The organism is Bacillota bacterium (assembly GCA_013178045.1).
Taxonomy (GTDB): Bacteria; Bacillota; Ch66; order Ch66; family Ch66; genus Ch66.
This window is the reverse complement of record JABLXP010000027.1, coordinates 1-22,845: the sequence shown is the minus strand read 5'-3', so window position 1 is coordinate 22,845 and position 22,845 is coordinate 1. Positions and strand designations below refer to the sequence as shown.

The following is a 22,845-nucleotide window of genomic DNA, read 5'->3' as shown; positions in this document are numbered from 1 at the left end:
GTGACTTCACTCCTTTATGGGGTTTTCGGTTTGGTTACTTGAAAACTTCTCCAAATTGGGGTGAAGTCCTTTTTTATGGCCCTAAAATCCTTAGTAAATCAAGTGTTGGAAAATTGCAAAAGGCTCATTTATATATTTCGACCCAGATTCCTTCAATTCGTGTAACAAAAGTTTTAAAAAATATCATTACTGGTCAACATAGTCATAAAGTATTACTCTTATTCCAGGACTGCGATGCCGGGTAGTTGTCTACCTTCGAGAAATTCCAGTGAAGCACCGCCGCCGGTTGAAATGTGGGTAAACCGGTCAGCGTAATCGCTGACCGCGGCGGCCGTATCTCCTCCGCCGATGATGGTGGTTCCCGGGTTAGCGGCCATCGCTTGAGCAACGGCCTGGGTGCCTTTAGCGAAGACTGGTACTTCGAACACGCCCATTGGTCCATTCCAGAAGACCGTCTGAGCAGTGGCAAGAAATTCAGCGAAAGTCTGCCGGGTGACCGGCCCTATATCCAGGCCCATCCAACCGGCGGGAATCGCCTCCACCGGGACCTCTTGAATCGGACTTTTTCCGTTTATCTGCTCGCTTATAACCACATCAACCGGTAAGACGATCTTTTCCTTTGCGCGTGCTAATAGTTCCTGCGCATAGGTCAGCCGGTCTGGTTCGACGAGCGATTTACCGATCTCTAAACCCTTGGCTTTTAAGAAGGTGAAGGCCATCCCGCCACCTATTAACACATGGTCCGCCTGGTCAATCAGATTGTTGATGACGCCGATTTTATCGGAAATCTTAGCCCCGCCGAGGATCACGACAAAGGGGTGGGCCGGGTGCTTGGCCACCACGCTCAAGGCCTTGACCTCCTGTTCCAGGAGAAATCCTGCGGCACTGGGGAGGAGTCTGGCTACACCCTCAATCGAGGCATGGGCCCGGTGAGCGGCACTAAAAGCGTCATTAACGTAGCAGTCAGCCAGAGAGGCCAATTCGCGGGCGAAGGTAGGGTCGTTTTTCTCTTCCTCGGAGTAGAAGCGCAAGTTTTCCAATAATGCCACTTCACCAGGTGCAAGATCCGCTATCAGGGCGGCTACCGCTGGTCCAATGCAGTCATCGGCTTTGTATACTTTTTGGTTCAGTAATTCTTCTAAACGTTTGGCCACTGGGTCTAATTTTAACTGTGGAACCACCTTTCCCTCCGGCCGTCCCAGATGGCTGATCAGGATTACTTTTGCCCGTTGCTCGCACAGGTATCTGATGGTCGGCAGAGCGGTAACCAGCCGAAAATCATCGGTGATACGGCCGTTCTCCAGGGGAACGTTGAAGTCGACCCGAACCAAAACCCGCTTCTCCCGAACATCCATATTCCTCAGTGTACGCATAGGCATCCCCTTTCTAAATTATCGTATAGAAAAATTATCGTATAGAAAAAATGTTTAACTCTATAATACCAAATGTTAACAACACGAGGAAGCCCAAGAAAATTAACTCCGTTGACTAATGAACAAAACACCGGCGAACCGGTGTTTTGGGTTGATGGTATCTTGTTTTCTTATGGTTGGGCCGAATTCTGAGTTACCAGGTAGGAAATGGTTTGCACCGGCTGTTTAGGATTCGGCTGGCCGAAGAAATAGGCGTTGAGGGTATACTGTCCATCAGCAACTGGTGGAAGATTAGCCATAACAACATAGCTTTTTCCTGGTTGAAGAGTATGTTCCCAGGTGTTCTGGGTAAACATCCGGCCGTCGGACCAGCGCCAGACGACCTGGTCATTTTTAGTGAGTGTGAAATCTGCCTCCTGACCGGTATTAAAATTGAAGGTGATTGGTTCAGGCGAGATGTTTTCGATTAAAAGGGTAACTTGATTATTTTCCACGAACAATTGATAGTTAACTTTTCCATCCAGATAATTGAGCGGCATCAGATTGATCACCTGCTTGTCAGTGTCCAATAGCACCTTGGCGCCGAGAGACTCGGCCAGAAACTGAAGGGGTACAAAGGTGCGTTCTTCGACGATTTCCGGGGCAACGGATAGATCTACCAGCTGATCTCCGACCTGGACTAACCGGTTGTTGGCCTGAAAGCGGACTACTGTGTTCTGTTTGGTCACAACAATCGACTGCGTTTTATATTCCCAACTTACGCTGGCGGCTAAGGCTTCAGCCACGGGTCGCACTGGGGCTAATGTTTGTCCTTCTTTAATAATAAATGGGGCTACTTCCGTCTGGATGGGTTCGCCATTGACCAGGATTTGCCAAGTAGGAGGTTGGGTTTGAGCGGAGACTGATAACGCAAGGAACAGAATTAAACAGAGACCGGCGACCAATCTTACCGCGTGTGCCATGGGGATTTCCTCCTTAAAGTAAAGACAGTACTGTTGATGTCTAAAGTTTTGACGAAAAATCATGTGGAAATGTTCCCAGCGGTGATGATTATAGGGAACCAAGAGGATTCTTGGTAAGAATGGCGAAAACTATAACCTGTTTAATGATATTATTTGTAACTCCACAAATATTTATAAAGTGATTTGGAAAAATAAATATTACAAGTTACAGACTTCAGTATTTCAGCGTAATAGGAGGGAGAAGCGTTGGCTAGTCCAAACGTAAAAAATCTAAACGCGGCTAATTTCCGCAGTGAGGTCCTGGAAGCCCAGCAACCCGTCCTGGTTGATTTTTGGGCAGCCTGGTGTGGGCCCTGCAAGATGATTGCTCCGGTGATTGACGAGATCGCTAACGACTACGCGGGTAGATTAGTTGTCGGGAAGTTGAATGTTGACGAGAACAGACAGACGGCTCAGGAGTATGGAATTATGGGGATACCGACCCTGCTCCTCTTTAAAGGTGGTCAGCCGGTGGAGCGCATCATTGGTTATAAAAGCAAATCTGAACTATGCCAGATCATTGACCGGGTAATGTGAATCCTAGTAAGGCCATAAAAAATAAAAAGAAAACTTGGCTTGTGCCAAGGCTAGGCAGGCGGAAGCCTTATCAAGGGGGGCGGGGGATGGATCTGTTTTCGGTAAATCTCGAGAAGCACGCTTCTGTTCCGTTGGCTTATCGGATGCGCCCGCGAAGTCTGGATGAGTTTGTTGGCCAGGAACATATTGTTGGGCCGGGTAGATTATTAAGGCGGGCGATTGAGGCGGACCAAGTGCAATCGGCAATTTTCTACGGCCCTCCCGGTTCGGGGAAAACGGCTTTGGCCATGGTCATTTCTCAAGTTACAGCAGCAGAGTTTGTCCGAATTAATGCGGTCAGTGCCGGGGTTAGGGAGATCAAGGAAATCATTGATCAGGCCAGGGACCGGCTTAAGTACGAGCAGCGCCGGACAATTTTGTTCATTGACGAAATTCACCGCTTTAACAAGGCGCAACAGGATGCCCTGCTGCCGGCGGTGGAAAACGGGACCGTGGTTATGATCGGAGCCACCACGGAGAATCCGTTCTTTGAGGTTAACTCGGCTCTGCTCAGTCGTTCGCGTTTGTATGTCTTCCATCAGCTTAAGGACGAAGAGGTTGAAGAGATTGTCAAACGCGCGCTGCGGGATGAGGAACGGGGATTAGGGTTGTATACTATCCGGCTGGATGATGAGGCTCTCCAACACCTAATTCGGGCAGCTAATGGGGATGCCCGCAATGCTTTGAATGCTCTGGAAATGGCGGTTTTAACTACCCCGCCGGAAAACGGGGTTCGACAAATTACCCTGGCCATTATAGAAGAAGCCCTGCAGCAGCGGATGATCCCGTATGACCAGTCGGGGGATAACCACTACGACGCCATTTCGGCTTTTATCAAAAGTATGCGGGGCAGTGACCCCCAGGCCAGCCTGTACTGGCTGGCCCGGATGCTCAAGGCGGGCGAAGACCCGAAATTTATTGCCCGGCGGCTGATGATCCACGCCGCCGAAGACGTGGGACTGGCGGACCCGCGGGCGTTGCTGGTGGCCACCGCGGCGGCTCAGGCGGTGGAACGGGTTGGTCTACCGGAAGGGCGAATTATCCTGGCGGAAGCCGCTTTATACATCGCTCTGGCCCCCAAGAGCAATTCTGTGGTGATGGCGATTGATGCGGCGATGGATGCAGTCGAACGTCTCCCCAATGACCCTGTGCCCCCGCATCTCCGGGACGCCAGTTATCGAGGGGCCAAAGCTCTGGGGCATGGCCAGGGGTATAAATATCCCCACAACTACCCTGGTCACTGGGTTGACCAGCAGTACCTACCCGCAGGGTTACAGGGAATGAAGTTTTATGTGCCCTCTGATCAGGGGGAAGAGAAGGACATCAAACTGAGGCGGTAACCCCCCTGGAGGCTGTATGTTCGTTCGTTCGAACCAGCTAAAGTTAGGAGTTGAACCAAAAAGATGGTTAAACGTGTTTATCTCGACCACAGCGCGACTACTCCAGTCAGACCAGAAGTAGCTGAACTGATGATGACTTACCTGACCGACCGGTTCGGTAATCCTTCAAGCCTCCATGGATTCGGACGTGAAGCCAAAAAGGGCATCGAAAATGCCCGGTGGCAGGTTGCCCAGGTCATTGGCGCCGAACCTGAGGAGGTTATATTTACAAGTGGAGGAACAGAGGCAGACAACCTAGCGATCATCGGGACAGCCCTGGCCAACCAGGAAAAGGGTAAACATATTATTACCTCGAGCATCGAGCACCACGCGGTTTTGGACGCCTGCCGTTACCTCGAAAAGCAGGGCTTTCAGGTAACATACCTGCCGGTTGATGAAATGGGCAGTGTTAACCCGGCGGAGGTCGCTCAGGCCATTGCCGACCAGACCATTCTCATCTCGATCATGCATGCCAACAACGAGGTTGGGACCATCCAACCGATTGAAGAGATCGGCCAGATCGCCAAAGAAAAGGGGATTATTTTTCATGTGGATGCCGTTCAGACCTTCGGCAAAGTGCCGGTCAACGTCAACGCTTTGCAGGTGGACCTTTTGTCGGCTTCAGCCCACAAGATTTACGGTCCCAAGGGAACGGGCTGCCTGTATATTCGGCAGGGAACCAGAGTTGAGCCGCTCCTCCACGGAGGCAGCCAGGAACAAACCCAGCGCCCGGGGACCGAAAACACCGCCGGCATTATTGGCTTTGGTCTGGCAGCCGAGTTGGCCAGTCAGGAGATGGCGCAGAACGCGGCACACCTGACCCAGTTGCGCGAACGTTTGGTTAAAGGTATCACCGGGTCCATCGAAGATGTAAAACTGAACGGTCACCCGGTTCGCCGGGTGCCGGGGCACATTAACGTGAGTTTTCTGCATCTGGAAGGCGAGTCACTCCTGTTTGCTTTGGACATGGAAGGGATTGCGGCTTCCAGCGGTTCGGCTTGCGCGGCCGGGGCGATCGAACCCTCTCACGTCTTGACGGCCATCGGGTTACCGCCTGAGGTCGCCCAGGCTTCCGTGCGGATGACGCTGGGACGAGGAAACACCGTAGAGGATATCGACTACGTCCTCGAGGTCTTGCCGGGTATTGTGGAACGTTTGCGGCAAACAGCGTCTTTTAGTCGACAGGCGGCAAAATAAGTGATATACAGAAAATAAGTGGGTGGGAAAGTTGGTGGAGTGGGAATGAAGCCAAAACCCAGAGTGGTGGTGGCCATGAGCGGGGGAGTTGACAGTTCGGTCACGGCCTACCTGCTCAAACAAGAGGGATACGAAGTGATTGGGATGACCATGCAGCTCTGGCCGACCGCGGCTCCCGGGGAGGATGTCCCTGGCCGCTGCTGCTCCTGGAGCGCGACGGCTGATGCTCGACGGGTAGCCAATACCCTGGATATACCTTATTACGTGGTGAACTTTCAGAACGTGTTTGCGGATAAGGTAATCAACTATTTTTGTGCTGAGTATCTCTCAGGCCGGACCCCGAATCCCTGTATTGCCTGCAACCGGTACATTAAATTCGACCAACTCCTCAATCGGGCGCGCGCCCTCGGCGCGGAGTACCTGGCTACCGGTCACTACGCCCGGATCATGTTTGACCCGGAGCGGCGGCGTTACGTCTTACGCCGGGCGGTTGACCTGACCAAGGACCAATCTTATGTCTTATTCAATCTGACCCAGGTTCAGCTGGCCCATCTCCTCTTACCACTGGGCAGCTTGACGAAAAAGGAAACCCGGCGGCTGGCCGAGGCCAGCGGTTTGCCGGTGGCCAATAAACCGGAAAGCCAGGAGATCTGCTTTGTGACAGATAATGATTACAAGCGGTTTATTCGGGAGTATGCCCCTGACGATATAAAGCCCGGACCGTTTTTAGACACTGCCGGCAATGTCCTGGGGCAGCACGAGGGACTGCCCTTTTACACCATCGGACAGCGCAGGGGTTTAGGGATTGCGGCCGGGCGGCCGCTGTACGTTGTAGCCCTTGACGCGGCGCGGAATGCGGTGATCCTGGGCGAGGCCGATGAGGTCTATGCAACAGAACTCCTGGCGGGGGATGTAAACCTGATCCTGTTTGATGAATGGCCGGCTTCGCTCCAGGTGCAGGCCAAGATCCGTTATACAACCCGCCCGGCGCCGGCAACAATTACCCCGGCCGGGGATGGGCAGGTACGCGTGAGCTTTGCCCAGCCGCAGCGAGCGATTACCCCCGGGCAGGCGGTGGTGTTTTATCTGGAAGACCTGGTCGTTGGCGGTGGGACGATCGAAAGAGTATTTGATTAATTTTTTGTAAAATACGCTTTAATAAAGTGATAGAAACACAAGAAGCACCGTTTAGTCTTAACTTAACGGTGCTCCCTTTGTGTCAAATTTTAAAATAGTTGATACTCATGGCTTCTCGTACTTCGGCCAGCGTTTTCCGTCCTTCTTTTCTTGCGCGTCTGGTCCCGGTGATTAAAATATCGTCAACTTCATTAGGACGCTTCAGGTAGTACTCGCGACGTTCCCGCATCGGCTCCAGCAGGTTGTTGATGCAGGTAGCCAGGCGCTTCTTGCACTCGACACACCCGATTTTTCCTCCTTCGCAGGCCCCGCGGATTTCCGGTTCTAATTCCAGATTAAACGCTTTGTGATAGGCGTAAATCGTGCATACGTCCGGGTGGCCCGGGTCGGTTTTCCTGATGCGGCTTGGATCAGTCACGGCGTTCCGGACCCGCTCCTCGATGTCTGCTGCCTCGTCACACAGGTAGATGGCATTGTCCAGAGATTTACTCATCTTGGCGTTACCGTCAAGTCCGACCAGACGGGGAACCCGACTGAGCAGGGCCTCGGGCTCGACCAGCACGGGTCGGTCCGGGCAGTAAAGGCTGTTGAAACGACGCACCAGTTTCCGCGCGTATTCGATGTGGGGAACCTGGTCTTCCCCCACAGGAACGAGGTTAGCCTTACAGAACGTAATGTCGGCCGTTTGACTGACGGGGTAGCCTAAAAAACCATAAGTCAGGTCCTTATAACCTCGCTGGGCAGCCTCAGATTTGATTGTGGGATTGTGCCGGAGAACATTAACCGTTGTCAGCATCGAGAGGAAAACAGTCAGTTCCGCAATCTCCGGGACCATTGACTGCACAAAAATGGTTGTTTCTTTCGGGTCAATCCCCGCGGCCAGATAGTCGAGGGCGACCTGGCGGACATCACGGGCCAGGTTTTCTGGCTCCGCAAAATTGGTGGTTAGGGCCTGGACATCAGCGATAATTAAAAAAGTGTCGTAATCATACTGGAGCTGAACCCGGTTGGCCAGACTACCCGCGTAGTGCCCAAGATGAAGTTTGCCAGTTGGACGGTCACCGGTCAAAATTCGTCCTTTTTTCTTCTTCACGTTCATACCTCCAATCGCGAGTATTTTACCCTAAAAAAATCTCCCTGGCAAGTAAAGCAAGAGTGGTCTCTGCATTTTTTGTCAACTGATGGGCAATAATAGTAACAACCCAAATTTAAAGGAGGCGAAGCATGCCCAAAGGAAGGCAGCTGTTAGGTTTGCCGGTGATTGCTGTGGACAGTGGTGAAGTCCTTGGGCAGGTGGAAGAACTTCTGCTCGATACAGAGCACCGCAAACTGGCCGCTCTGGTGGTTCGAGAAGGCAGTTGGCTCAAATCCCCACAGATTATTCGTTGGCCGGATGTGCTTAGTGTTGGACGAGACGCGGTGACTGTCGCTGATCAATCTGTTTTGGAGGCGGGCAGCCGGGAGAATGCAGCTGGAGAGTTCCTGGAACACTCTGTCCAAAAATATACTGGGTTAAGGGTGGTAACCGCAGATGGAAATGACGTGGGAACCCTTGAGGATGTGGTGGTTGAACTACCTTCAGGACAGGTAAGCGGGTGGGAGTTATCTGACGGGTTAATTCAGGATCTGCTGAGCGGCCGGGTTTGTTTACTCCCGCAGGACATTCTTTCTTTTGGCAAGAATGCTGTGGTTGTCTCAGAACAGGTGAATAATTTGTGGAAAGTCGATCAGGGAAGGGGGACGAGTCATGAAGTGCCCGGTGTGCAATGGCGTTCAAACGGGTAAGATTGGACTTGATCAATACTATTGCTGGAACTGTTTTGTTGAGTTCAGCATCCAGAAAGATAGAGTGGAAGTATATGAAGTAGGTGAAGATGGTAGCTTATTGGCCTACTCACCCGCGGAGGAAGAGACACTGTCTCTTTAGTAAGTAGTAATCAGCCCATCACCAAAGGGGGTGAATGACTTTGTTGCGGAAAAGTTTTTGGCAAGGCCTGTTCGCTGGTGGCTTGATTGGAGCTGCTTTAAGCATGATGGTTGCCCCCCAGAGAAAACCAGGGATGACCAAAAGGATTATTGGTAAGTCCAAAAAGATGCAGGCGCGAGCCCAACGAGTTTTTAAGGAAGTAAAGGCTGGACTTAACGATTTAATGAAAAATTAGGTTTTGTATAACACTTTTGACATGGTGAAAAGCACGCCGCTTATAGCCCGGGGACGTGCTTTTTTATTACGATATTGGTGAGGAAACGCCGTATGTCTATCCTGACTAATCCAAAGATCTGGCGGGTGTTCTTGCTGATTGCCCTGGGGTTGACGACACTCTACTTTCTGTATCTCGTCCGCTCTATCCTGCCCCCTTTTGCGTGGGCGGTTGTGCTGGCCTATCTGCTTAATCCACTGGTAGTGCTCCTGGAGTGTCACGGTATACCGAGAATGTTTGGCATTCTGCTGATCTACCTCGGTCTGGCCGCCTTGGTGGTTCTTTTGGTTACTGTTGGTTTACCAACAATGTCGGATGAGATCGACGAACTGGTATCAGTGCTGCCTCATTACACCCAGCACGCGCAGGATCTAGTGCAAAATGCCCAGAATGAATACGCGCAAGCTCCTCTACCCCACTCGGTCCGGGAGGCGATTGACCAGGGAATCGAACGGGTGCAGGTGACGATCATTCAGGTTTTACGCGATTTAGTTCAGGGGATGATCGGCCTTTTTTCTGGGGTCCTGGGCCTTGTTTTAGTCCCGTTCCTAGCCTTTTACATTCTCAAGGATGTAGAACTGATTAAAAAGAAATTAATTTCTCTGTTACCCAAAAGCTGCCGCGGAGATATCCTGACCATCTGTCAAGAGATTGACCAGGTTCTGAGTAGTTTCATCCGCGGACACTTAATGGTTTGCTGTCTGGTCGGCGTTTTAACTGGCGTCAGTATGTTTTTGTTGGGGGTAAAATTTTCCTTGATTATTGGCCTGATAGCAGGCATAGCGGATTTGGTTCCATATATTGGACCAATTATAAGCGCGATCCCGGCGGTGGGTTTGGCAATGCTGCAGTCGCCCCTGCTGGCCGTTTATGTTGTCATCGTCTTTATTGTGATCCATCAGATTGAAAGCAATGTGATTACCCCCAAAATTATGGGGGATTGCGTAGGGCTGCACCCACTGGTGGTTGTTTTTGCTCTGCTGGCAGGGGGGCATTTGTTGGGAATTGTCGGTCTGCTTCTGGCCGTGCCCGGGGTGGCGGTGGTCAGAGTGGTGGCCAATTATTTCTATCAAAAGATACTCAATACTGAGTAAGGAAAAGGGGACAGGCTACTTTTTTCTCTTTAAAAAGTAGCCTGTCCCCTTTTCCACCAAAAACGCGTAAATGTTGACAAAAAAATAGCGGTTGTGTATAATTTAACCAATTTCTGAACAGTGTTGAAGTTAACCCCGTTAAAGGATCACATAACCTCTCGTCCCTGACCGGGGATATTCTTTGGTTGAGGAACGGGAGGTTATTTGTTCGAACGTATTATTGTGTAAACGCTCAGGAAATAATGTGGGTATCTTAAGTATCAGGCAAGAGGAGGAAAAGCAAGTGCTGTCGGGCAACGAAATCCGGGATCTGTTCCTCAAGTATTTTGCGAGCCAAGGACATACTATTGTCGCTAGCTCGTCGTTGGTGCCGCACCAGGATCCTACTCTGTTATTTACCAATGCGGGGATGAACCAGTTTAAAGACGTGTTCCTGGGTCTTGATCAGCGACCTTATCGGCGGGCCACTACCGCGCAAAAGTGTGTCCGGGCGGGCGGCAAGCACAATGACCTGGATACAGTAGGGCGAACTGCCCGTCACCACACGTTCTTTGAGATGCTGGGGAACTTCTCATTTGGTGACTACTTTAAAGAGGACGCCATCCGATTCGCCTGGGAATTTCTGACCGAAGTAATCAAGCTGCCAAAAGACAGGCTGTGGGTGACCATTTATCTGGACGATGAGGAGGCTTTTCAACTTTGGCAGAAGGTGGCCGAATTACCCCCCGAACGGATTGTCCGCCTGGGCGAAAAGGATAACTTTTGGGCTATGGGCGATACGGGCCCCTGTGGGCCTTGTAGCGAGATTATCATTGACCGGGGAGAAGACCGGGCTTGTCAGGCTCCAGAGTGTGCCCTGGGCAAATGTGATTGCGACCGGTGGCTGGAGATCTGGAATTTGGTGTTCATGCAATATAACCGCGACGATAGCGGGATGATGACCCCCTTGCCCAAACCCAGTATCGACACAGGGATGGGCTTGGAGCGGATCACCTCAGTTCTCCAGAATGTCGACAGCAACTTTGATACTGACCTGCTCCGCCCCTTGATTTCTTTCGTTGAAGGACTGACTGGCCAACCTTATCACCGCGACCAGCGAGGTTTTCCCTTCCGGGTGATTGCTGATCACGCACGGGCCTGCACATTTCTCATCAGCGACGGCGTTTTACCCGGTAATGAGGGGCGGGGCTACGTTCTGCGTCGAATTTTGCGGCGGGCGGTTAGATTTGGTAAAGTGCTTGGGCTAAATGCTCCTTTCCTGTATCAGTTGGCGCCGGTCGTTGGCGAGATGATGGGTGGGGCTTATCCGGAAGTACGGGAAAAACAGGAATATGTCCAGAAAGTAATTAAAATGGAAGAGGAACGCTTCCACGAGACCCTGCATGAGGGCATGAAGGTGGCAGGTGACATCATCCAAAAGGCAAAAGCCGAAGGCCGCAGGGAAATTAGCGGCCAGGAAGCCTTCTTGCTCTACGATACTTACGGGTTCCCGCTTGATTTGATGGAGGATATCGCGGAAGAGAACGCCCTGGTGGTTGATAAAGATGGTTTCGATCAGGCCATGGAGGTGCAACGCCAGCGGGCCAGGGCGGCCCGCCAAGACATCAAGGCGTGGGACCTGGCTATTAGTCTGGCCAGTCTCCTGGAAGAATGGGATGCCACCAGGTTTGTTGGCTATGAAACAACTGAGGCCGGGGCGACTGTACTGGCGATCGTGCAGGACGAAACAAAAATCGATCAGGTGCAGGTTGGCGGTGAGATTGCCGTCTTACTTGACCAAACGCCATTTTACGCTGAGAGTGGCGGCCAGGTGAGCGATACGGGTTACTTGCGCAGTGCGGTTGGCGTGGTGCGAGTGACAGACACCCAGCGCCTGCTGGATGGTAAGGTGCTCCACTTTGGCCAGGTAGTTGAGGGTAGCTTGAAGGTGGGAGACCAGGTGCAGGTCATCGTCGACCGGGAACGCCGGTTAGCGATCGCGCGCAATCACTCGGCGACACACCTTCTGCACCGTGCCTTGAAAAACGTGCTGGGTGACCACGTTAACCAGGCGGGCTCTCTGGTTGAACCTGGGCGCTTACGCTTTGACTTTTCCCACTTTTCCGCGGTTTCTCTGGAGGAATTAAGGCGGATCGAGGCGGAGATAAATACCCATATTTTAGCGGGTTTACCGGTAGAAACGAAAGAAATGCCTTTAGACGAGGCCAGGAAATTGGGAGCAATTGCCCTCTTTGGCGAAAAATATGGGGATATCGTCCGGGTAGTCAAAATGGGGGATTACAGCACGGAGTTATGTGGGGGTACCCACGTGACTAATACTGCCACGATCGGTTTGCTGAAGATCGTCAGCGAGGGGGCGATTGGAGCAGGGCTCCGGCGGATCGAAGCGGTGACCGGGCAGGGAGCACTGAGTTTTCTCAATGAACGGCTGGATGTGCTGGCTGAAGTGGCCCAGGTGCTCAAAACCCCTCCCCTGGAAGTAGCGAAGCGTGTCGAGGTGTTACAAGCAAGCCTCCGAGAGAAAGAACGCGAAATCGCTGTGCTGCAAGGGAAACTGGCGCGGTACGAGGTGCAGACTTTGCTTGATCGGGTGGTTGAGGTTAATGGGGTGAAAGTGCTGGCTGCCGACGTCAGGGTCTCCGATGCCGAGGCCTTGCGGTCGATGGCCGATCTGGTTAAAGACCGCTTGGGTTCCGGGGTGGTTATTCTCGGCACTCCGGTTGGGGATAAAGTAAGCTTTGTGGCCATGGTGACCAAAGACTTGATGGGGCGTGGGGTTCATGCTGGCCAGATTATCCGTGAAGTCGCCAAAGTTGCCCAAGGAGGTGGCGGTGGCCGACCGGACATGGCTCAGGCAGGTGGTAAAAACCCGGCCAAGCTGGATGAAGCCCTGCGCAAAGGGCTCGAAGTGGTGGCGCAGCAAATCCAGCCAGTGGCATAAATTATTTTTCAAATCTATGGGAGGATATCCCCAAGCAGCCGGCGAATAGAGTAATAGTAACAAGTACAGTCTAACTACCGGGGGTGATTAGCATGCCAAATGAATCCTTTGAAGAAACCATGATGTTTAAAGTGAAAGCAGAGGATGTCGTGGCGGCCCGGGACATACTGATTAATGTTTATGAGGCGTTGCGTGAGAAAGGTTACAATCCCATCAATCAATTGGTCGGTTATCTGCTATCGGGTGATCCCGCTTACATAACCAGTCATAAATCGGCCAGAACCCTGATCCGGAAAGTTGAGCGGGATGAACTGCTGGAAGAACTGCTGAAGAACTACCTGCTCAAATAAATTTCCTGCTGGCAATTGAGTTTGAGCAGATCATAACCTCATGCCCTGGCGTGAGGTTTTTCTGCATCCAACTAAAAGGAGCGTTATTTCAGTGAACCAGGTTCAATTAGGCCGTACGGGTTTATCTGTGTCGAAAATCTGCTTCGGTGCCCTGACCATTGGTCCTCTGCAGGCCAATTTGCCAGTGCGGGCCGGGGCGGCGGTGATTCGGTACGGGTTGGAGTACGGGATTAACTTTATTGACACCGCTGAACTATACGGCACATATGCTTACATCAAGGAGGCATTACGTGGATGGTCCAGCCCCGTGGTGATCGCTTCCAAATCTTACGCCTACACGCGAAAGGATATGGCGGCCAGCCTGGAGAAAGCCAGGAGGGGAATGAACCGGGACGTGATTGAGATTTTCCTCCTGCATGAGCAGGAGAGTGCGCTGACTTTACGCGGCCACCGACCAGCCCTGGATTTCCTCCTGGAGGCGAAAACCAGGGGACTGGTCAGGGCAGTCGGCATTTCGACGCACACTGTAGCGGGTGTTGAGGCCGCGGCAGCCATGCCGGAGATCGATGTTATTCACCCGATATTCAACCAGGCCGGCCTGGGCATCCTGGACGGGACACGTGAGGACATGTACGCCGCCATCATTCAGGCCTGGCGGGCTGGGAAAGGGATTTATGCCATGAAGCCGATCGGTGGTGGCAACCTGATCGCTGACGCGGAAAACGCCCTGCGCTACGTCCTAAACCAGCCGGCCATCCATGCTGTAGCGGTAGGGATGAAGACGGTGGCGGAAGTGGAGATGAACGTTGCCATTGCCGAAGGGCGACCGGTACCCGCGGCGGTGCGGCAGCGGGTGAATCAAGAACGACGATGCTTGCATATTGAGGACTGGTGCGCGGGTTGTGGAACCTGTGTTGATACCTGCCGGTATGCCGCCCTGGCCGTAGTTAACGGGAAACTCCAGGTTGACCCGACGAAATGCCTCTTATGTGGGTATTGCGGCGCCGCTTGTCCACAGTTTTGCATTAAGATTATCTAAAGCGAGGTTAAAGGAGTAGCTCATGCGGATTATGGGTTTGGACCTTGGGAGTAAAACCATTGGGGTGGCCATCAGTGATCCCCTGGGTTGGACGGCCCAAGGATTAACTACCTTAACGCGGACCGCCGAGCCGGGAAATGACCTGGAACGTCTTAAGGAGTTGATCATCCAGCACCAGGTGGAACAGGTGGTGGTTGGTCTGCCCAGAAACATGGACGGTTCGTACGGACCCCAGGCAGAAAAGGCCAGGCAATTCGCCGCCGAATTAGCAGAAGAGTGCCAGTTGCCAGTTACGCTTTGGGATGAACGTTTATCCACCGTAGCGGCAGAACGGGCTTTGTTGGCCGGTGATGTATCGAGGCGAAAGCGGCGCCAGGTGATCGACAAGATGGCGGCGGTGCTTATCTTGCAGAACTATCTGGATCGACAGCGTTAGGTAAGAATTGCAACCTTTTGCATATTCTTGATAAAAGACGGCAATAATGATCTAGCGTAATGGTTGACAATACCTGTTAACTAAGATACAATGACTTATGATTTTAAGGAATTGAGGTGAATTAAGTGACAGATAAGCATGATTGTGATTGTGGCTGCCTAGAGGAGGAAAACATCATCGTCTTGGTAGACGAAGAGGGCGCAGAACATGAGTTTCAAATCATTGATACGATTGAGGTTGATGGAGAGCGCTACGCCATCCTCCTGCCCACTGATGAAGAGGATGATGAAGCCATTATTTTAAAGGTGGGCACTGATGAGCAAGGCAACGAAGTCTACTATGAGATCGAAGACGATGAAGAGTGGGAAAAAGTAGCGGATGCCTGGCAGGAAATGATTGAAGAAGAGGAAGTTTAGCTTTCGGAAATATATATGTATATTTTATTTTAGGAGCTCTGGAAACAGAGCTCTTTTAATTTTAATTTAGATTATTCTCGACACCTGACAAGAAATCAGCAGATTTTTGATGGATTAAAATTCCAGGAGATTGGCAGGGAAATACTGGCTATCGCCGAAATGAGATCTTGTTTTTATGAATCAAGGAGGTTGAGTAATTTGGCCAGGCTGAAGATGAATTCAACCATACTCTTAATCTTGATCTGTTCAATTGTGGGGTTAGGCACGGGAGTTGGTTTTGGTCTGGCCAGCAGTTTTACGGTTAAGGACGATCAGATCGTCCCCGGGATAGTGATCGAGGGCATTGCGGTTGGTGCAGAAAACCGGGAGGAGGTCCAGCGACGACTGCAGGCTTTAGGAGATGAACTGGTCAATCGTCACCTAATTCTGGTGCTGGAAGGCAAAACCTGGGAGATCAGCCTGCGTGAACTTGGGGTCACGGCCGACGTGCCGGGAACGGTCGAGGCGGCTTATCAAATTGGTCGGCAGGGCTCAATCTGGCAGCGGTGGCATGATATTCGCGAAGCCCAGCGAACCGGGAAATACCTTTCTCTGGAGTTGGTTATCGATGAACAGGTGATAGGAAAAGCCATTCAAGCGTTGACCAGGGACTTTGTCACAGCCCCGGTTGATGCCAACTTCCGCGTGTTGAGAAATGATACGGTTGAGGTAATTCCAGAGAGGCCAGGCCGAGAAGTGGATCTGCGTGATGCTGTGGCTCAGGTTAAAGCGGCTTTGCCGGGGATTAAACAAGGAGCTAAAAAACAGATTAGTTTACGCCTGGTTGAGGTACGCCCGAGTCTGACGGCGACCGAGGTAAACAAACTGCAAATTAACCGGTTGTTATCACAGTATACGACTCAGTTTGATCCCACCAACACTAACCGAACTTATAACATCAAAGTAGCGGCTGACGCGCTGAATCAGCAACTGATTAAGCCCGGGGAGACCTTTTCCTTCAACGCTGTTGTGGGGCCGCGCAGTCAGGAGGCTGGCTATAAGGAGGCCCTGGTGATTGTCAAGAACGAGTTTGTTCCGGGTATTGGCGGTGGGGTCTGTCAGGTTTCTACAACTTTATACAACGCGGTGCTGCGGGCCAATCTGCCGGTTGTAGAGCGGAGCAACCATTCACTGCCGGTGACTTATGTACCCGCAGGGTTGGATGCGACGGTTACTTACGGTGGTCGAGACTTGAAGTTTGCGAATAATACCGATGGGCACTTACTGCTGCGCACCGAGGTGAAGAAAAATACCCTGACAGTCAAGATTTTTGGCAGTGTGGCGGTGAAACCAGAAGTCCAGATTATTAATACCATCATCAAGAAATTTAAACCCCAAGTCATTTATAAAGAGGATCCAACGCTGGCGGAAGGGAAACAAACAATCGAGCAGAAGGGCCTTGAGGGCTACCAGACCCAGGTTTACCGGGTGGTTAAGGTGCAGGGACAGGAAGTGAAACGGGAGTTGATCTCCACGGATATTTACCAGCCGGTTGAGCAGGTGGTCTTGATTGGTACCAAGAAGGTTAGCCAGCCTGAGCCAAAACCAGCTGATAATTTACCACCAGTTCAGTCACCGCAGGATACATCACCAGGAAAAGAGCCAGGGGCTGTTTCCCCTGGCGGCACAAATCAGACTGGGCAAATCCCGAATGGTCAAACTCAAGGGGGGCAATCACCGGGAGGACAATCCCAGGGAGGAGAATCTCAAGGGAGGCAACCCCAGAATGGTCAACCCCAGGGTGGGCAAACTCAGCCAGGCCAGCCCCCAGATTCTCAACCCTTACCCCAAAACAATTCGAGTGGGTCATAAGGGAAACCAATCCGTGATTTTTTTCTGAGCAGTTTCGGTGATCTCACGATAAAGACTTCTCCCAGCTGCGTCCATGGCCACCACGAAGGGTCCAAAATTTCGCACTTCAAAAGCCCACATTGCTTCGGCCATACCTAATTCTGGCCAGGTGACTCCGAGCACCTTCTCGACACTTTGGGCCAATTTAACGGCACAACCGGGGGCAGCCTGAAGATAAGCCATGCCGTGATCAACAAAAGTTTGCTGTGAGTATTCCCCCATACCCCCTTTACCAATAATTAACTTAACGCCTATTTCGGCAACTAACTTGGCAAAAGGCTCCATCCTCATTGAGGTAGTTGGCCCAACCACCACCATTTCCCAGCCTTCATCACGTTTTTTCACCACTGGTCCGGCATGAAAAAGCACGCCACCCTCAAGATTAACTGGCAACATACCGCCTTCGGAAATAATTGTTCTCATCTTTAAGTGAGCCATATCCCGCGCTGTATAAACAAGACCATTAAGATAGATTATGTCTCCAACCTCTAATTTTCGTACCATTTCAGCCTTTAACGGTATTTCCCATCTCACTGTTTTCATGCTCCCTGCCCTCCTACCAGCAAAGTTTCTACTCGCCCATCAGGGTAAAATCGCAATCCGCCTCGACGCGCCACCCAACAATGGAAGTTCACCGCTACGGGTGCAATCGCCGTATGAGTTGATGCCCAACCAATCTTGACTGCCAGCGCAGTCGTTCGGCCACCTGTCCCCGCCGGCCCTATACCGAGCTGATTAATTTTTTCGAGTAACTCCTCTTCCAATGCAGCAAATAAAGGATCGGGGTGGCGATCCCGCCAGTCCCTAACACTGATCGCTTTACGACTTAATTTGGCTGCCACGTCAATTTGTCCGCCAATACCTATCCCCAGACCAATCGGGGGGCAAGGAATACCGCTGGCCCGCAAAACTGTGTCTAAAATAAAACGCTTCAGACCGGAAAAATTTTTCCCCAGCTGTTCAGTTGTGAACACCTTGACGGCGTTAGCCAGTTCAGCTCCACAACCTTTAAAGCTGATCCAAACCTCAACATAGTCCAGGCCGGGGATAAATTCATATTCAAAGTTTGGCACCGCTTCACCTGAGTTATCCCCGTTATTGGCGCGCGTTAATGGATGCACAATACTTGGTCGTAAGTAGCCTTCTTTAGTTGCAGAGATTAAGGCTTCTGAAAAAATTGCTGGGAGATCAATTTGGAAGCTATTACCAAAACGTACATATACAGTAGGATAGCCAGGGGATTGACAAACAGGTTTATTAACCTCTCCAGCCAGAGCAACATTCTCCATCATTGCTTCCAACATATTGCGCGCACGTTCTTCCGTCTCGCCTTCTCTGGCTTTTTTTAGTAATTCCAGACAATCCGGTGAAATGCTTGTACAAACTCGTCTAATTAATTTGTTAATTTCACTTCTAACCTGCTCCAGTTCTAAACCCATATAACCTCCTCCATTTCATTATGGCTTTCGGTATAGTTTCGATAACCGTAAGACTTATTCCTGCCAGGTGGTAATAATTTAACTTTGGATAATCCTCTTCTAAATTGCAAAAAGCTCCGAAATATTACCCAGAGACTCGAGGCGTATAACTTTCTCTACCAGGCGGTTCCTTTGTTCTTCCGGTAACAAGTCTGCTGTCAGCAGGTGGAACTTAGTGACTGTTTCCTCGAAGGTAAATGGATTTTCTGGGTCCCCCTTTGGGAAATCTATCCGCTTGACCAGTGTTTTACCATCCTTAGTAGTAATTTCCACCTGCTGAGTCCACTGATTAGGATTGGCTTGATATTGCTTCTCGATTTCTTCATCCACCACCACATCTACGCGCTTCATAAGTGCCTGCACTTCCGGATTGTTGACGGTATCCTCACGGAACTGCCTGATTCCGACCTCGCCGTAGTACAATGCCGCCGACACGCAGTAAGGCAAACTGAACTTGGCACCATAAGGGGTTTTCGGTTCCTTGTTGCCAACCAGGTTCTCAGCCACTGAATATACTTTAAGCATGATGTTTTTTACGTCCTGGAATTTCACGCCGGTTTCCTCGATAATTTTTTGAGTCGCGTAGATTGACGGGTGAGTGTGTTTGCAGGACGGATAGGGTTTAAAAGAATTCTCGAGGATTTTAAACGGTTTGCCAAGGTCTTTGGTAAGAACATCGAAATTAGGCTCGGGGGCTACCGCTCGAATAAATCCTTTTTCGCCCTCCAGGATTCGGGTGGCGGCAGTGTAACCGTTCTTTGCCAACTGAGCGGAAATAATCCCGTTGACGCAGGCCTTTCCAGTGTGAAGAAATTTACTCATTGCCCCGTCGCTCAAGAACTCCCAGAGGCCAGCGGCCTGGGTACCAGCCGACCCGAAAGCGTGTACTGTCTGGTCGGGAGTCAATCCCAGGATGTTGGCGCAGGTGGCTGTAGCGGCAAAAGTCCCTACAGTACCAGTCGTGTGCCAGTAGAAGTATGATGAAGGGTTGACAGCCAAGCCAATGCGGGCTCCAATATCGTACCCGGCGACAACCGCGGTGATGAAGGAGCGCCCGTTGATTTTATTGACTTGCCCAAGAGCAAGGGCGGCGGGAATTGTAACAACAGCCAGATGAATGATGGCGGCATTGTGTACGTCGTCCATGTCTAGAGCGTGGCCGAAGGCTCCATTAACCAGGGCGGCCTGGAGGAGACTGGCCTGGGGAAAGCCGGGAGTAACCAGGTTGCAGCCGGTTCCACCCATGATTTCCGCGGCAGTTTTCGCCATAATTTTACTGGAAGTTTCTACTGATCCTGCCAGAGCCACCCCGAGATGGTCAAGAAGGCATTGTTTGGCTGCCAGGACCACATCTGATGGGAGATCCTCGAACCTGAGTCCAGAAGTAAAATTGGCTAAGGTTTTCGTGGGCATGTGATCAGTCCTCCTTTAAGATTTTTTATCACTAATAGAAAAGTAGCAAGAATTATGCCATGTGTTTCTGCCATTGAACAAACTCCTGTTGTTATAATGTGGCTATAATTCTGAACAATTCCGTGTTAAAATTATGTTAAAATTAATTTAGATAATGAACAGGGAAGTTAAGTGGCAAGTTAACCAATATGACCAATCTAAAACTGCGTCTCAACAAAACCACGACTAAAGGCGAACTCACTCCTGAAATCAAGTATAGTGAGGTGGTATTTTCTTACCTGGTCCCCATACTCTGTCAGGGGAAAAATGACTTCAACCATATCGAACAGTTTCGGGAAGATGATTTTTTGCCTTATCCCTAGATGTAAAAACGGTCCCTTCAAGCCCATATTGCCTCAGTGTTTTGATTCGGGTGGGTTAAAATATGCGGTTTTTTGCGGATTCAGATAATATTCAATGAATATTCAATGACTGTTTATTTTTTGAACAGGCTGTTTATTTTTAAATTATTTTTAAAGATGATGAGTGTTCATTTTATATACGTCATTGCATAAGCCGGGCAAATATTCCTGAGAAATAAGGTCAAAGGAAACCAATGGCTAGACAAAAATAATGGTACAAATCTTGCTTACCATTAAATGCTAGAAGAAAATGCTAGAAGGCAAAGATATCCCAACATTGCAAAAAACCCTGTACCAATATGCCTAACAGTAATGCTAAGGTGAGTGGAATTTTGTTTTGAATTTGTTTTTGTTTTTACAGTTGATGGGGCAAATAAGGGGAGGGGGTTACTCTGAGAACAGATATAGTGATCCTATTACCTGGTCCGCTTTGTCCTAAGACAGCCCTTGATTTACCTGACAATATACGAATACTTGAGGCAGCTCTTGATGAAGCAGCAGCCATGGCGCGAGAATTAGAAAGACAAGGCGTTGAGGTGATCATCAGCCGAGGAGGGACGGGGGAAGCCATCCGTAAAGCGGTAACTATTCCAGTAGTAGCAGCGGAAGTGACTTCTTTTGACGTATTAGAAACAATATGGGGGTTAAAGAAAGAATTTCCAAGCCTTAAGCGAATTGGGCTGATGAACTTTGGGAAAAACCGTTACGATACAGTAAAAATGAGTGAGATTGTCGGACTGTCGATTGAACAGTTTTGGTACGAATATGACGAAAATCATTGCAATCTGGCTGAGCGTGTTCGGGAGGCTTTTAGTAAAGGAATCAGGACCATTGTCGGTGGTCTTTTGACTGTTCAATATGCTAAAGAATTGGGAATGCACGGGGTAGTCCAGCAGATTGGCAGGGAAACAACACTGCAGGCAGTCCAGAAGGCTTGCGAAATTGCGGACATCCGCCGAAGAGACAGGGAAAAGGCGGAGCGCTTACGGGCGATTCTTAATTTTATCCATGAGGGTGTTGTGTCAGTTGACCATAATGGGGTGGTGACTTTATTAAACCCGGCAGCAGAAAAAATCTTTAATATACGAGCGGACGAAGTGATCGGCAAACCTTTGTCCGAAGTTTTTCCCGACCATAGCTGGGAGGAGGTAATAAAAGACGGCAAAATTCAAATCAATCGACTTCACACAGTAAGAAATGTACAGATTGTAGTTAACCGGATTCCCATCATAATTGATCAGACAATCTTAGGGGCGGTCTCAACTTTTCAAAAAGTAGACAATCTGCAGAATGCCGAACAGAAGATCCGAAAGGAACTGTATGCAAAAGGTTTGGTGGCTCGATTTAGGTTCGAGGACGTCATCGGGCGGAGCCTGGCTATTAAGAAAGTAATTAAGAGGGCTAGACTATATGCCCAAACGGATACCACGGTTTTGATCAGCGGGGAGAGTGGCACGGGGAAAGAAGTGTTTGCGCAGAGTATCCATCAGATTAGCAGCCGCAGAGAAGGCCCGTTTGTCGCCGTAAACTGTGCCGCCCTGCCAGAGACCCTTTTAGAGAGCGAACTCTTTGGCTATGAAGAGGGTGCGTTTACTGGGGCCAAAAGAGGCGGGAAAGCAGGGATGTTCGAGTTAGCCCATAACGGCACAATTTTTCTGGATGAAATCGGAGAGATGCCTATTAGATTACAAGCACGCCTCCTCCGGGTTATCCAACAAAAAGAAGTCATGCGAGTCGGTGGGGAAAAAATGATCCCCGTTAATGTCAGGATCATCGCGGCTACAAACCGGGACCTTTGGCAAGCGGTTGAACACGGCGAGTTTCGGGAAGACCTGTATTATTGGATCAACGTATTAAACTTAAGGCTCCCGTCGTTACGTGAACGCCCGGAAGATATCCCAATGCTAATAGAATATTTTATTGATAAGTATAGTCGGCGCTATAATAAAAAGATACAACGGATTCCCGAATCGATTATGAATCGCCTGACCAGCTACCACTGGCCGGGGAACGTGCGGGAACTGGAGAATTTTACCGAGAAACTGGTTATTCTGAGTGGTGAAGTCACTACTGTAGGGGAGCTTGTCGATGAACTCTTTCACCGGAATAGGAGTGAAACTATGGTTTCCACTCCAGAAAAACTAGATGATGTGCCGGTAATCCGGGTTAAGGTCAGACCACTTAATGAGATGGAGGATGAAATTATTCAGCGGGTTCACGAAATGGTCGGAGGAAATAAGTCTGAGGTTGCCCAGTTGTTGGGCATTAGCCGGACGACAGTTTGGAAAAAAACAAAAAACTTAAGTTAGGATTGCTGAGGACAGATTGGTTACTTTAATAGTAATGCTGTTAAGAAAAATTATTTAGTTGGAGAAACCCGATTTTCTTACTTAGTATGAGCCTTTTGCAATTTTCCAACACTTGATTTACTAAGGATTTTAGGGCCATAAAAAAGGACTTCACCCCAATTTGGAGAAGTTTTCAAGTAACCAAACCGAAAACCCCATAAAGGAGTGAAGTCAC

The 22,845-nt window shown here is 50.2% G+C and carries 22 protein-coding genes; 16 read left to right on the top strand and 6 right to left on the bottom strand.

The annotated features are described in order from the left end of the window. Positions 1–218: 218 nt before the first annotated feature. Both HPY81_10035 and HPY81_10030 read right to left on the bottom strand, forming a co-directional pair. A complete protein-coding gene (locus HPY81_10035; protein NPV27754.1) occupies positions 219–1,379 on the bottom strand; it encodes a phosphoglycerate kinase in 1,161 nt (386 codons plus the stop codon). Between the two features lie 164 nt (positions 1,380–1,543). Then, positions 1,544–2,335: a hypothetical protein gene (locus HPY81_10030; protein NPV27753.1), complete on the bottom strand. Its 792-nt coding sequence runs from the start codon at positions 2,333–2,335 to the stop codon at positions 1,544–1,546. Between the two features lie 246 nt (positions 2,336–2,581). Between HPY81_10030 and trxA the strand changes: the two genes are divergently transcribed. The 4 genes from trxA (at position 2,582) to mnmA (ending at position 6,663) form a co-directional block, all read left to right on the top strand. Then, positions 2,582–2,911, top strand: coding sequence for a thioredoxin (trxA, locus tag HPY81_10025; GenBank protein NPV27752.1), 330 nt, complete (start codon positions 2,582–2,584; stop codon positions 2,909–2,911). A gap of 86 nt (positions 2,912–2,997) precedes the next feature. Continuing rightward, positions 2,998–4,290: an AAA family ATPase gene (locus HPY81_10020; protein ID NPV27751.1), complete on the top strand. Its 1,293-nt coding sequence runs from the start codon at positions 2,998–3,000 to the stop codon at positions 4,288–4,290. Between the two features lie 63 nt (positions 4,291–4,353). Continuing rightward, the gene (gene nifS, locus HPY81_10015) at positions 4,354–5,526 is read left to right on the top strand and encodes a cysteine desulfurase NifS (GenBank protein NPV27750.1); all 1,173 of its coding nucleotides are present in this window, start codon (positions 4,354–4,356) and stop codon (positions 5,524–5,526) included. Between the two features lie 45 nt (positions 5,527–5,571). Beyond that, positions 5,572–6,663 (top strand): tRNA 2-thiouridine(34) synthase MnmA, encoded by a 1,092-nt coding sequence (gene mnmA, locus HPY81_10010; protein NPV27749.1) that lies wholly within the window; start codon positions 5,572–5,574, stop codon positions 6,661–6,663. A gap of 82 nt (positions 6,664–6,745) precedes the next feature. Here the strand turns inward: mnmA and trpS are convergent, their stop codons facing one another. Beyond that, complete coding sequence (gene trpS, locus HPY81_10005) at positions 6,746–7,762, bottom strand: tryptophan--tRNA ligase (GenBank protein NPV27748.1); 1,017 nt, start codon at positions 7,760–7,762, stop codon at positions 6,746–6,748. A 125-nt stretch (positions 7,763–7,887) separates the two neighbouring features. On the opposite strand from trpS, the gene HPY81_10000 reads away from it, so the two are divergent. From HPY81_10000 to HPY81_09955, 10 genes are all read left to right on the top strand, one after another. Further along, positions 7,888–8,448, top strand: a complete 561-nt coding sequence (locus tag HPY81_10000) for a hypothetical protein (protein NPV27747.1) — start codon at positions 7,888–7,890, stop codon at positions 8,446–8,448. Then, positions 8,411–8,590, top strand: coding sequence for a hypothetical protein (locus HPY81_09995; GenBank protein NPV27746.1), 180 nt, complete (start codon positions 8,411–8,413; stop codon positions 8,588–8,590). The genes HPY81_10000 and HPY81_09995 overlap by 38 nt, the downstream gene beginning before the upstream one ends. A 40-nt stretch (positions 8,591–8,630) precedes the next feature. Continuing rightward, a complete protein-coding gene (locus HPY81_09990; protein ID NPV27745.1) occupies positions 8,631–8,825 on the top strand; it encodes a YtxH domain-containing protein in 195 nt (64 codons plus the stop codon). Positions 8,826–8,917: 92 nt separating this feature from the next. Then, positions 8,918–9,958, top strand: coding sequence for an AI-2E family transporter (locus HPY81_09985; GenBank protein NPV27744.1), 1,041 nt, complete (start codon positions 8,918–8,920; stop codon positions 9,956–9,958). Between the two features lie 283 nt (positions 9,959–10,241). Continuing rightward, entirely contained in the window at positions 10,242–12,899 is a 2,658-nt protein-coding gene (alaS, locus tag HPY81_09980; GenBank protein NPV27743.1) for an alanine--tRNA ligase, read from the top strand. 92 nt (positions 12,900–12,991) lie between these two features. Further along, on the top strand, positions 12,992–13,249 hold the full coding sequence (locus tag HPY81_09975) for an IreB family regulatory phosphoprotein (protein NPV27742.1): 258 nt from the start codon (positions 12,992–12,994) through the stop codon (positions 13,247–13,249). Positions 13,250–13,340: 91 nt separating this feature from the next. Then, positions 13,341–14,288 (top strand): aldo/keto reductase, encoded by a 948-nt coding sequence (locus tag HPY81_09970; GenBank protein ID NPV27741.1) that lies wholly within the window; start codon positions 13,341–13,343, stop codon positions 14,286–14,288. 22 nt (positions 14,289–14,310) lie between these two features. Beyond that, positions 14,311–14,724, top strand: a complete 414-nt coding sequence (ruvX, locus tag HPY81_09965) for a Holliday junction resolvase RuvX (GenBank protein NPV27740.1) — start codon at positions 14,311–14,313, stop codon at positions 14,722–14,724. Positions 14,725–14,849: 125 nt separating this feature from the next. Next, on the top strand, positions 14,850–15,140 hold the full coding sequence (locus HPY81_09960) for a DUF1292 domain-containing protein (protein ID NPV27739.1): 291 nt from the start codon (positions 14,850–14,852) through the stop codon (positions 15,138–15,140). Between the two features lie 198 nt (positions 15,141–15,338). Beyond that, positions 15,339–16,991: a hypothetical protein gene (locus tag HPY81_09955; GenBank protein ID NPV27738.1), complete on the top strand. Its 1,653-nt coding sequence runs from the start codon at positions 15,339–15,341 to the stop codon at positions 16,989–16,991. Here HPY81_09955 and HPY81_09950 read toward each other — a convergent pair. The 3 genes from HPY81_09950 to HPY81_09940 form a co-directional block, all read right to left on the bottom strand. Continuing rightward, entirely contained in the window at positions 16,986–17,573 is a 588-nt protein-coding gene (locus HPY81_09950) for a fumarate hydratase (GenBank protein NPV27737.1), read from the bottom strand. The two genes, HPY81_09955 and HPY81_09950, sit on opposite strands and share 6 nt — an antisense overlap. Continuing rightward, positions 17,570–18,469 carry a fumarate hydratase gene (locus tag HPY81_09945; protein ID NPV27736.1) on the bottom strand — a complete coding sequence of 300 codons (900 nt, stop codon included), beginning with the start codon at positions 18,467–18,469 and terminating at the stop codon, positions 17,570–17,572. Before HPY81_09945 ends, HPY81_09950 begins: the two co-directional genes overlap by 4 nt. Before the next feature lie 99 nt (positions 18,470–18,568). Next, entirely contained in the window at positions 18,569–19,921 is a 1,353-nt protein-coding gene (locus tag HPY81_09940; protein NPV27735.1) for an MmgE/PrpD family protein, read from the bottom strand. A gap of 188 nt (positions 19,922–20,109) precedes the next feature. Between HPY81_09940 and HPY81_09935 the strand changes: the two genes are divergently transcribed. Together HPY81_09935 and HPY81_09930 are read left to right on the top strand one after the other, a co-directional pair. Further along, positions 20,110–20,283 carry a hypothetical protein gene (locus HPY81_09935; GenBank protein ID NPV27734.1) on the top strand — a complete coding sequence of 58 codons (174 nt, stop codon included), beginning with the start codon at positions 20,110–20,112 and terminating at the stop codon, positions 20,281–20,283. 446 nt (positions 20,284–20,729) lie between these two features. After that, positions 20,730–22,631 carry a sigma 54-interacting transcriptional regulator gene (locus HPY81_09930; protein ID NPV27733.1) on the top strand — a complete coding sequence of 634 codons (1,902 nt, stop codon included), beginning with the start codon at positions 20,730–20,732 and terminating at the stop codon, positions 22,629–22,631. Positions 22,632–22,845: the final 214 nt, after the last annotated feature.

Excerpts from the sequence above, each read along its gene's own strand:
- HPY81_10035 (NPV27754.1), bottom strand. The coding sequence starts at position 1,379 with ATGCCTATGCGTACACTGAGGAATATGGATGTTCGGGAGAAGCGGGTT.
- HPY81_10030 (NPV27753.1), bottom strand. The coding sequence starts at position 2,335 with ATGGCACACGCGGTAAGATTGGTCGCCGGTCTCTGTTTAATTCTGTTC.
- HPY81_10020 (NPV27751.1), top strand. The coding sequence starts at position 2,998 with ATGGATCTGTTTTCGGTAAATCTCGAGAAGCACGCTTCTGTTCCGTTG.
- nifS (NPV27750.1), top strand. The coding sequence starts at position 4,354 with ATGGTTAAACGTGTTTATCTCGACCACAGCGCGACTACTCCAGTCAGA.
- mnmA (NPV27749.1), top strand. The coding sequence starts at position 5,572 with ATGAAGCCAAAACCCAGAGTGGTGGTGGCCATGAGCGGGGGAGTTGAC.
- trpS (NPV27748.1), bottom strand. The coding sequence starts at position 7,762 with ATGAACGTGAAGAAGAAAAAAGGACGAATTTTGACCGGTGACCGTCCA.
- HPY81_10000 (NPV27747.1), top strand. The coding sequence starts at position 7,888 with ATGCCCAAAGGAAGGCAGCTGTTAGGTTTGCCGGTGATTGCTGTGGAC.
- HPY81_09995 (NPV27746.1), top strand. The coding sequence starts at position 8,411 with ATGAAGTGCCCGGTGTGCAATGGCGTTCAAACGGGTAAGATTGGACTT.
- HPY81_09985 (NPV27744.1), top strand. The coding sequence starts at position 8,918 with ATGTCTATCCTGACTAATCCAAAGATCTGGCGGGTGTTCTTGCTGATT.
- HPY81_09975 (NPV27742.1), top strand. The coding sequence starts at position 12,992 with ATGCCAAATGAATCCTTTGAAGAAACCATGATGTTTAAAGTGAAAGCA.
- ruvX (NPV27740.1), top strand. The coding sequence starts at position 14,311 with ATGCGGATTATGGGTTTGGACCTTGGGAGTAAAACCATTGGGGTGGCC.
- HPY81_09950 (NPV27737.1), bottom strand. The coding sequence starts at position 17,573 with ATGAAAACAGTGAGATGGGAAATACCGTTAAAGGCTGAAATGGTACGA.
- HPY81_09945 (NPV27736.1), bottom strand. The coding sequence starts at position 18,469 with ATGGGTTTAGAACTGGAGCAGGTTAGAAGTGAAATTAACAAATTAATT.
- HPY81_09940 (NPV27735.1), bottom strand. The coding sequence starts at position 19,921 with ATGCCCACGAAAACCTTAGCCAATTTTACTTCTGGACTCAGGTTCGAG.
- HPY81_09935 (NPV27734.1), top strand. The coding sequence starts at position 20,110 with ATGACCAATCTAAAACTGCGTCTCAACAAAACCACGACTAAAGGCGAA.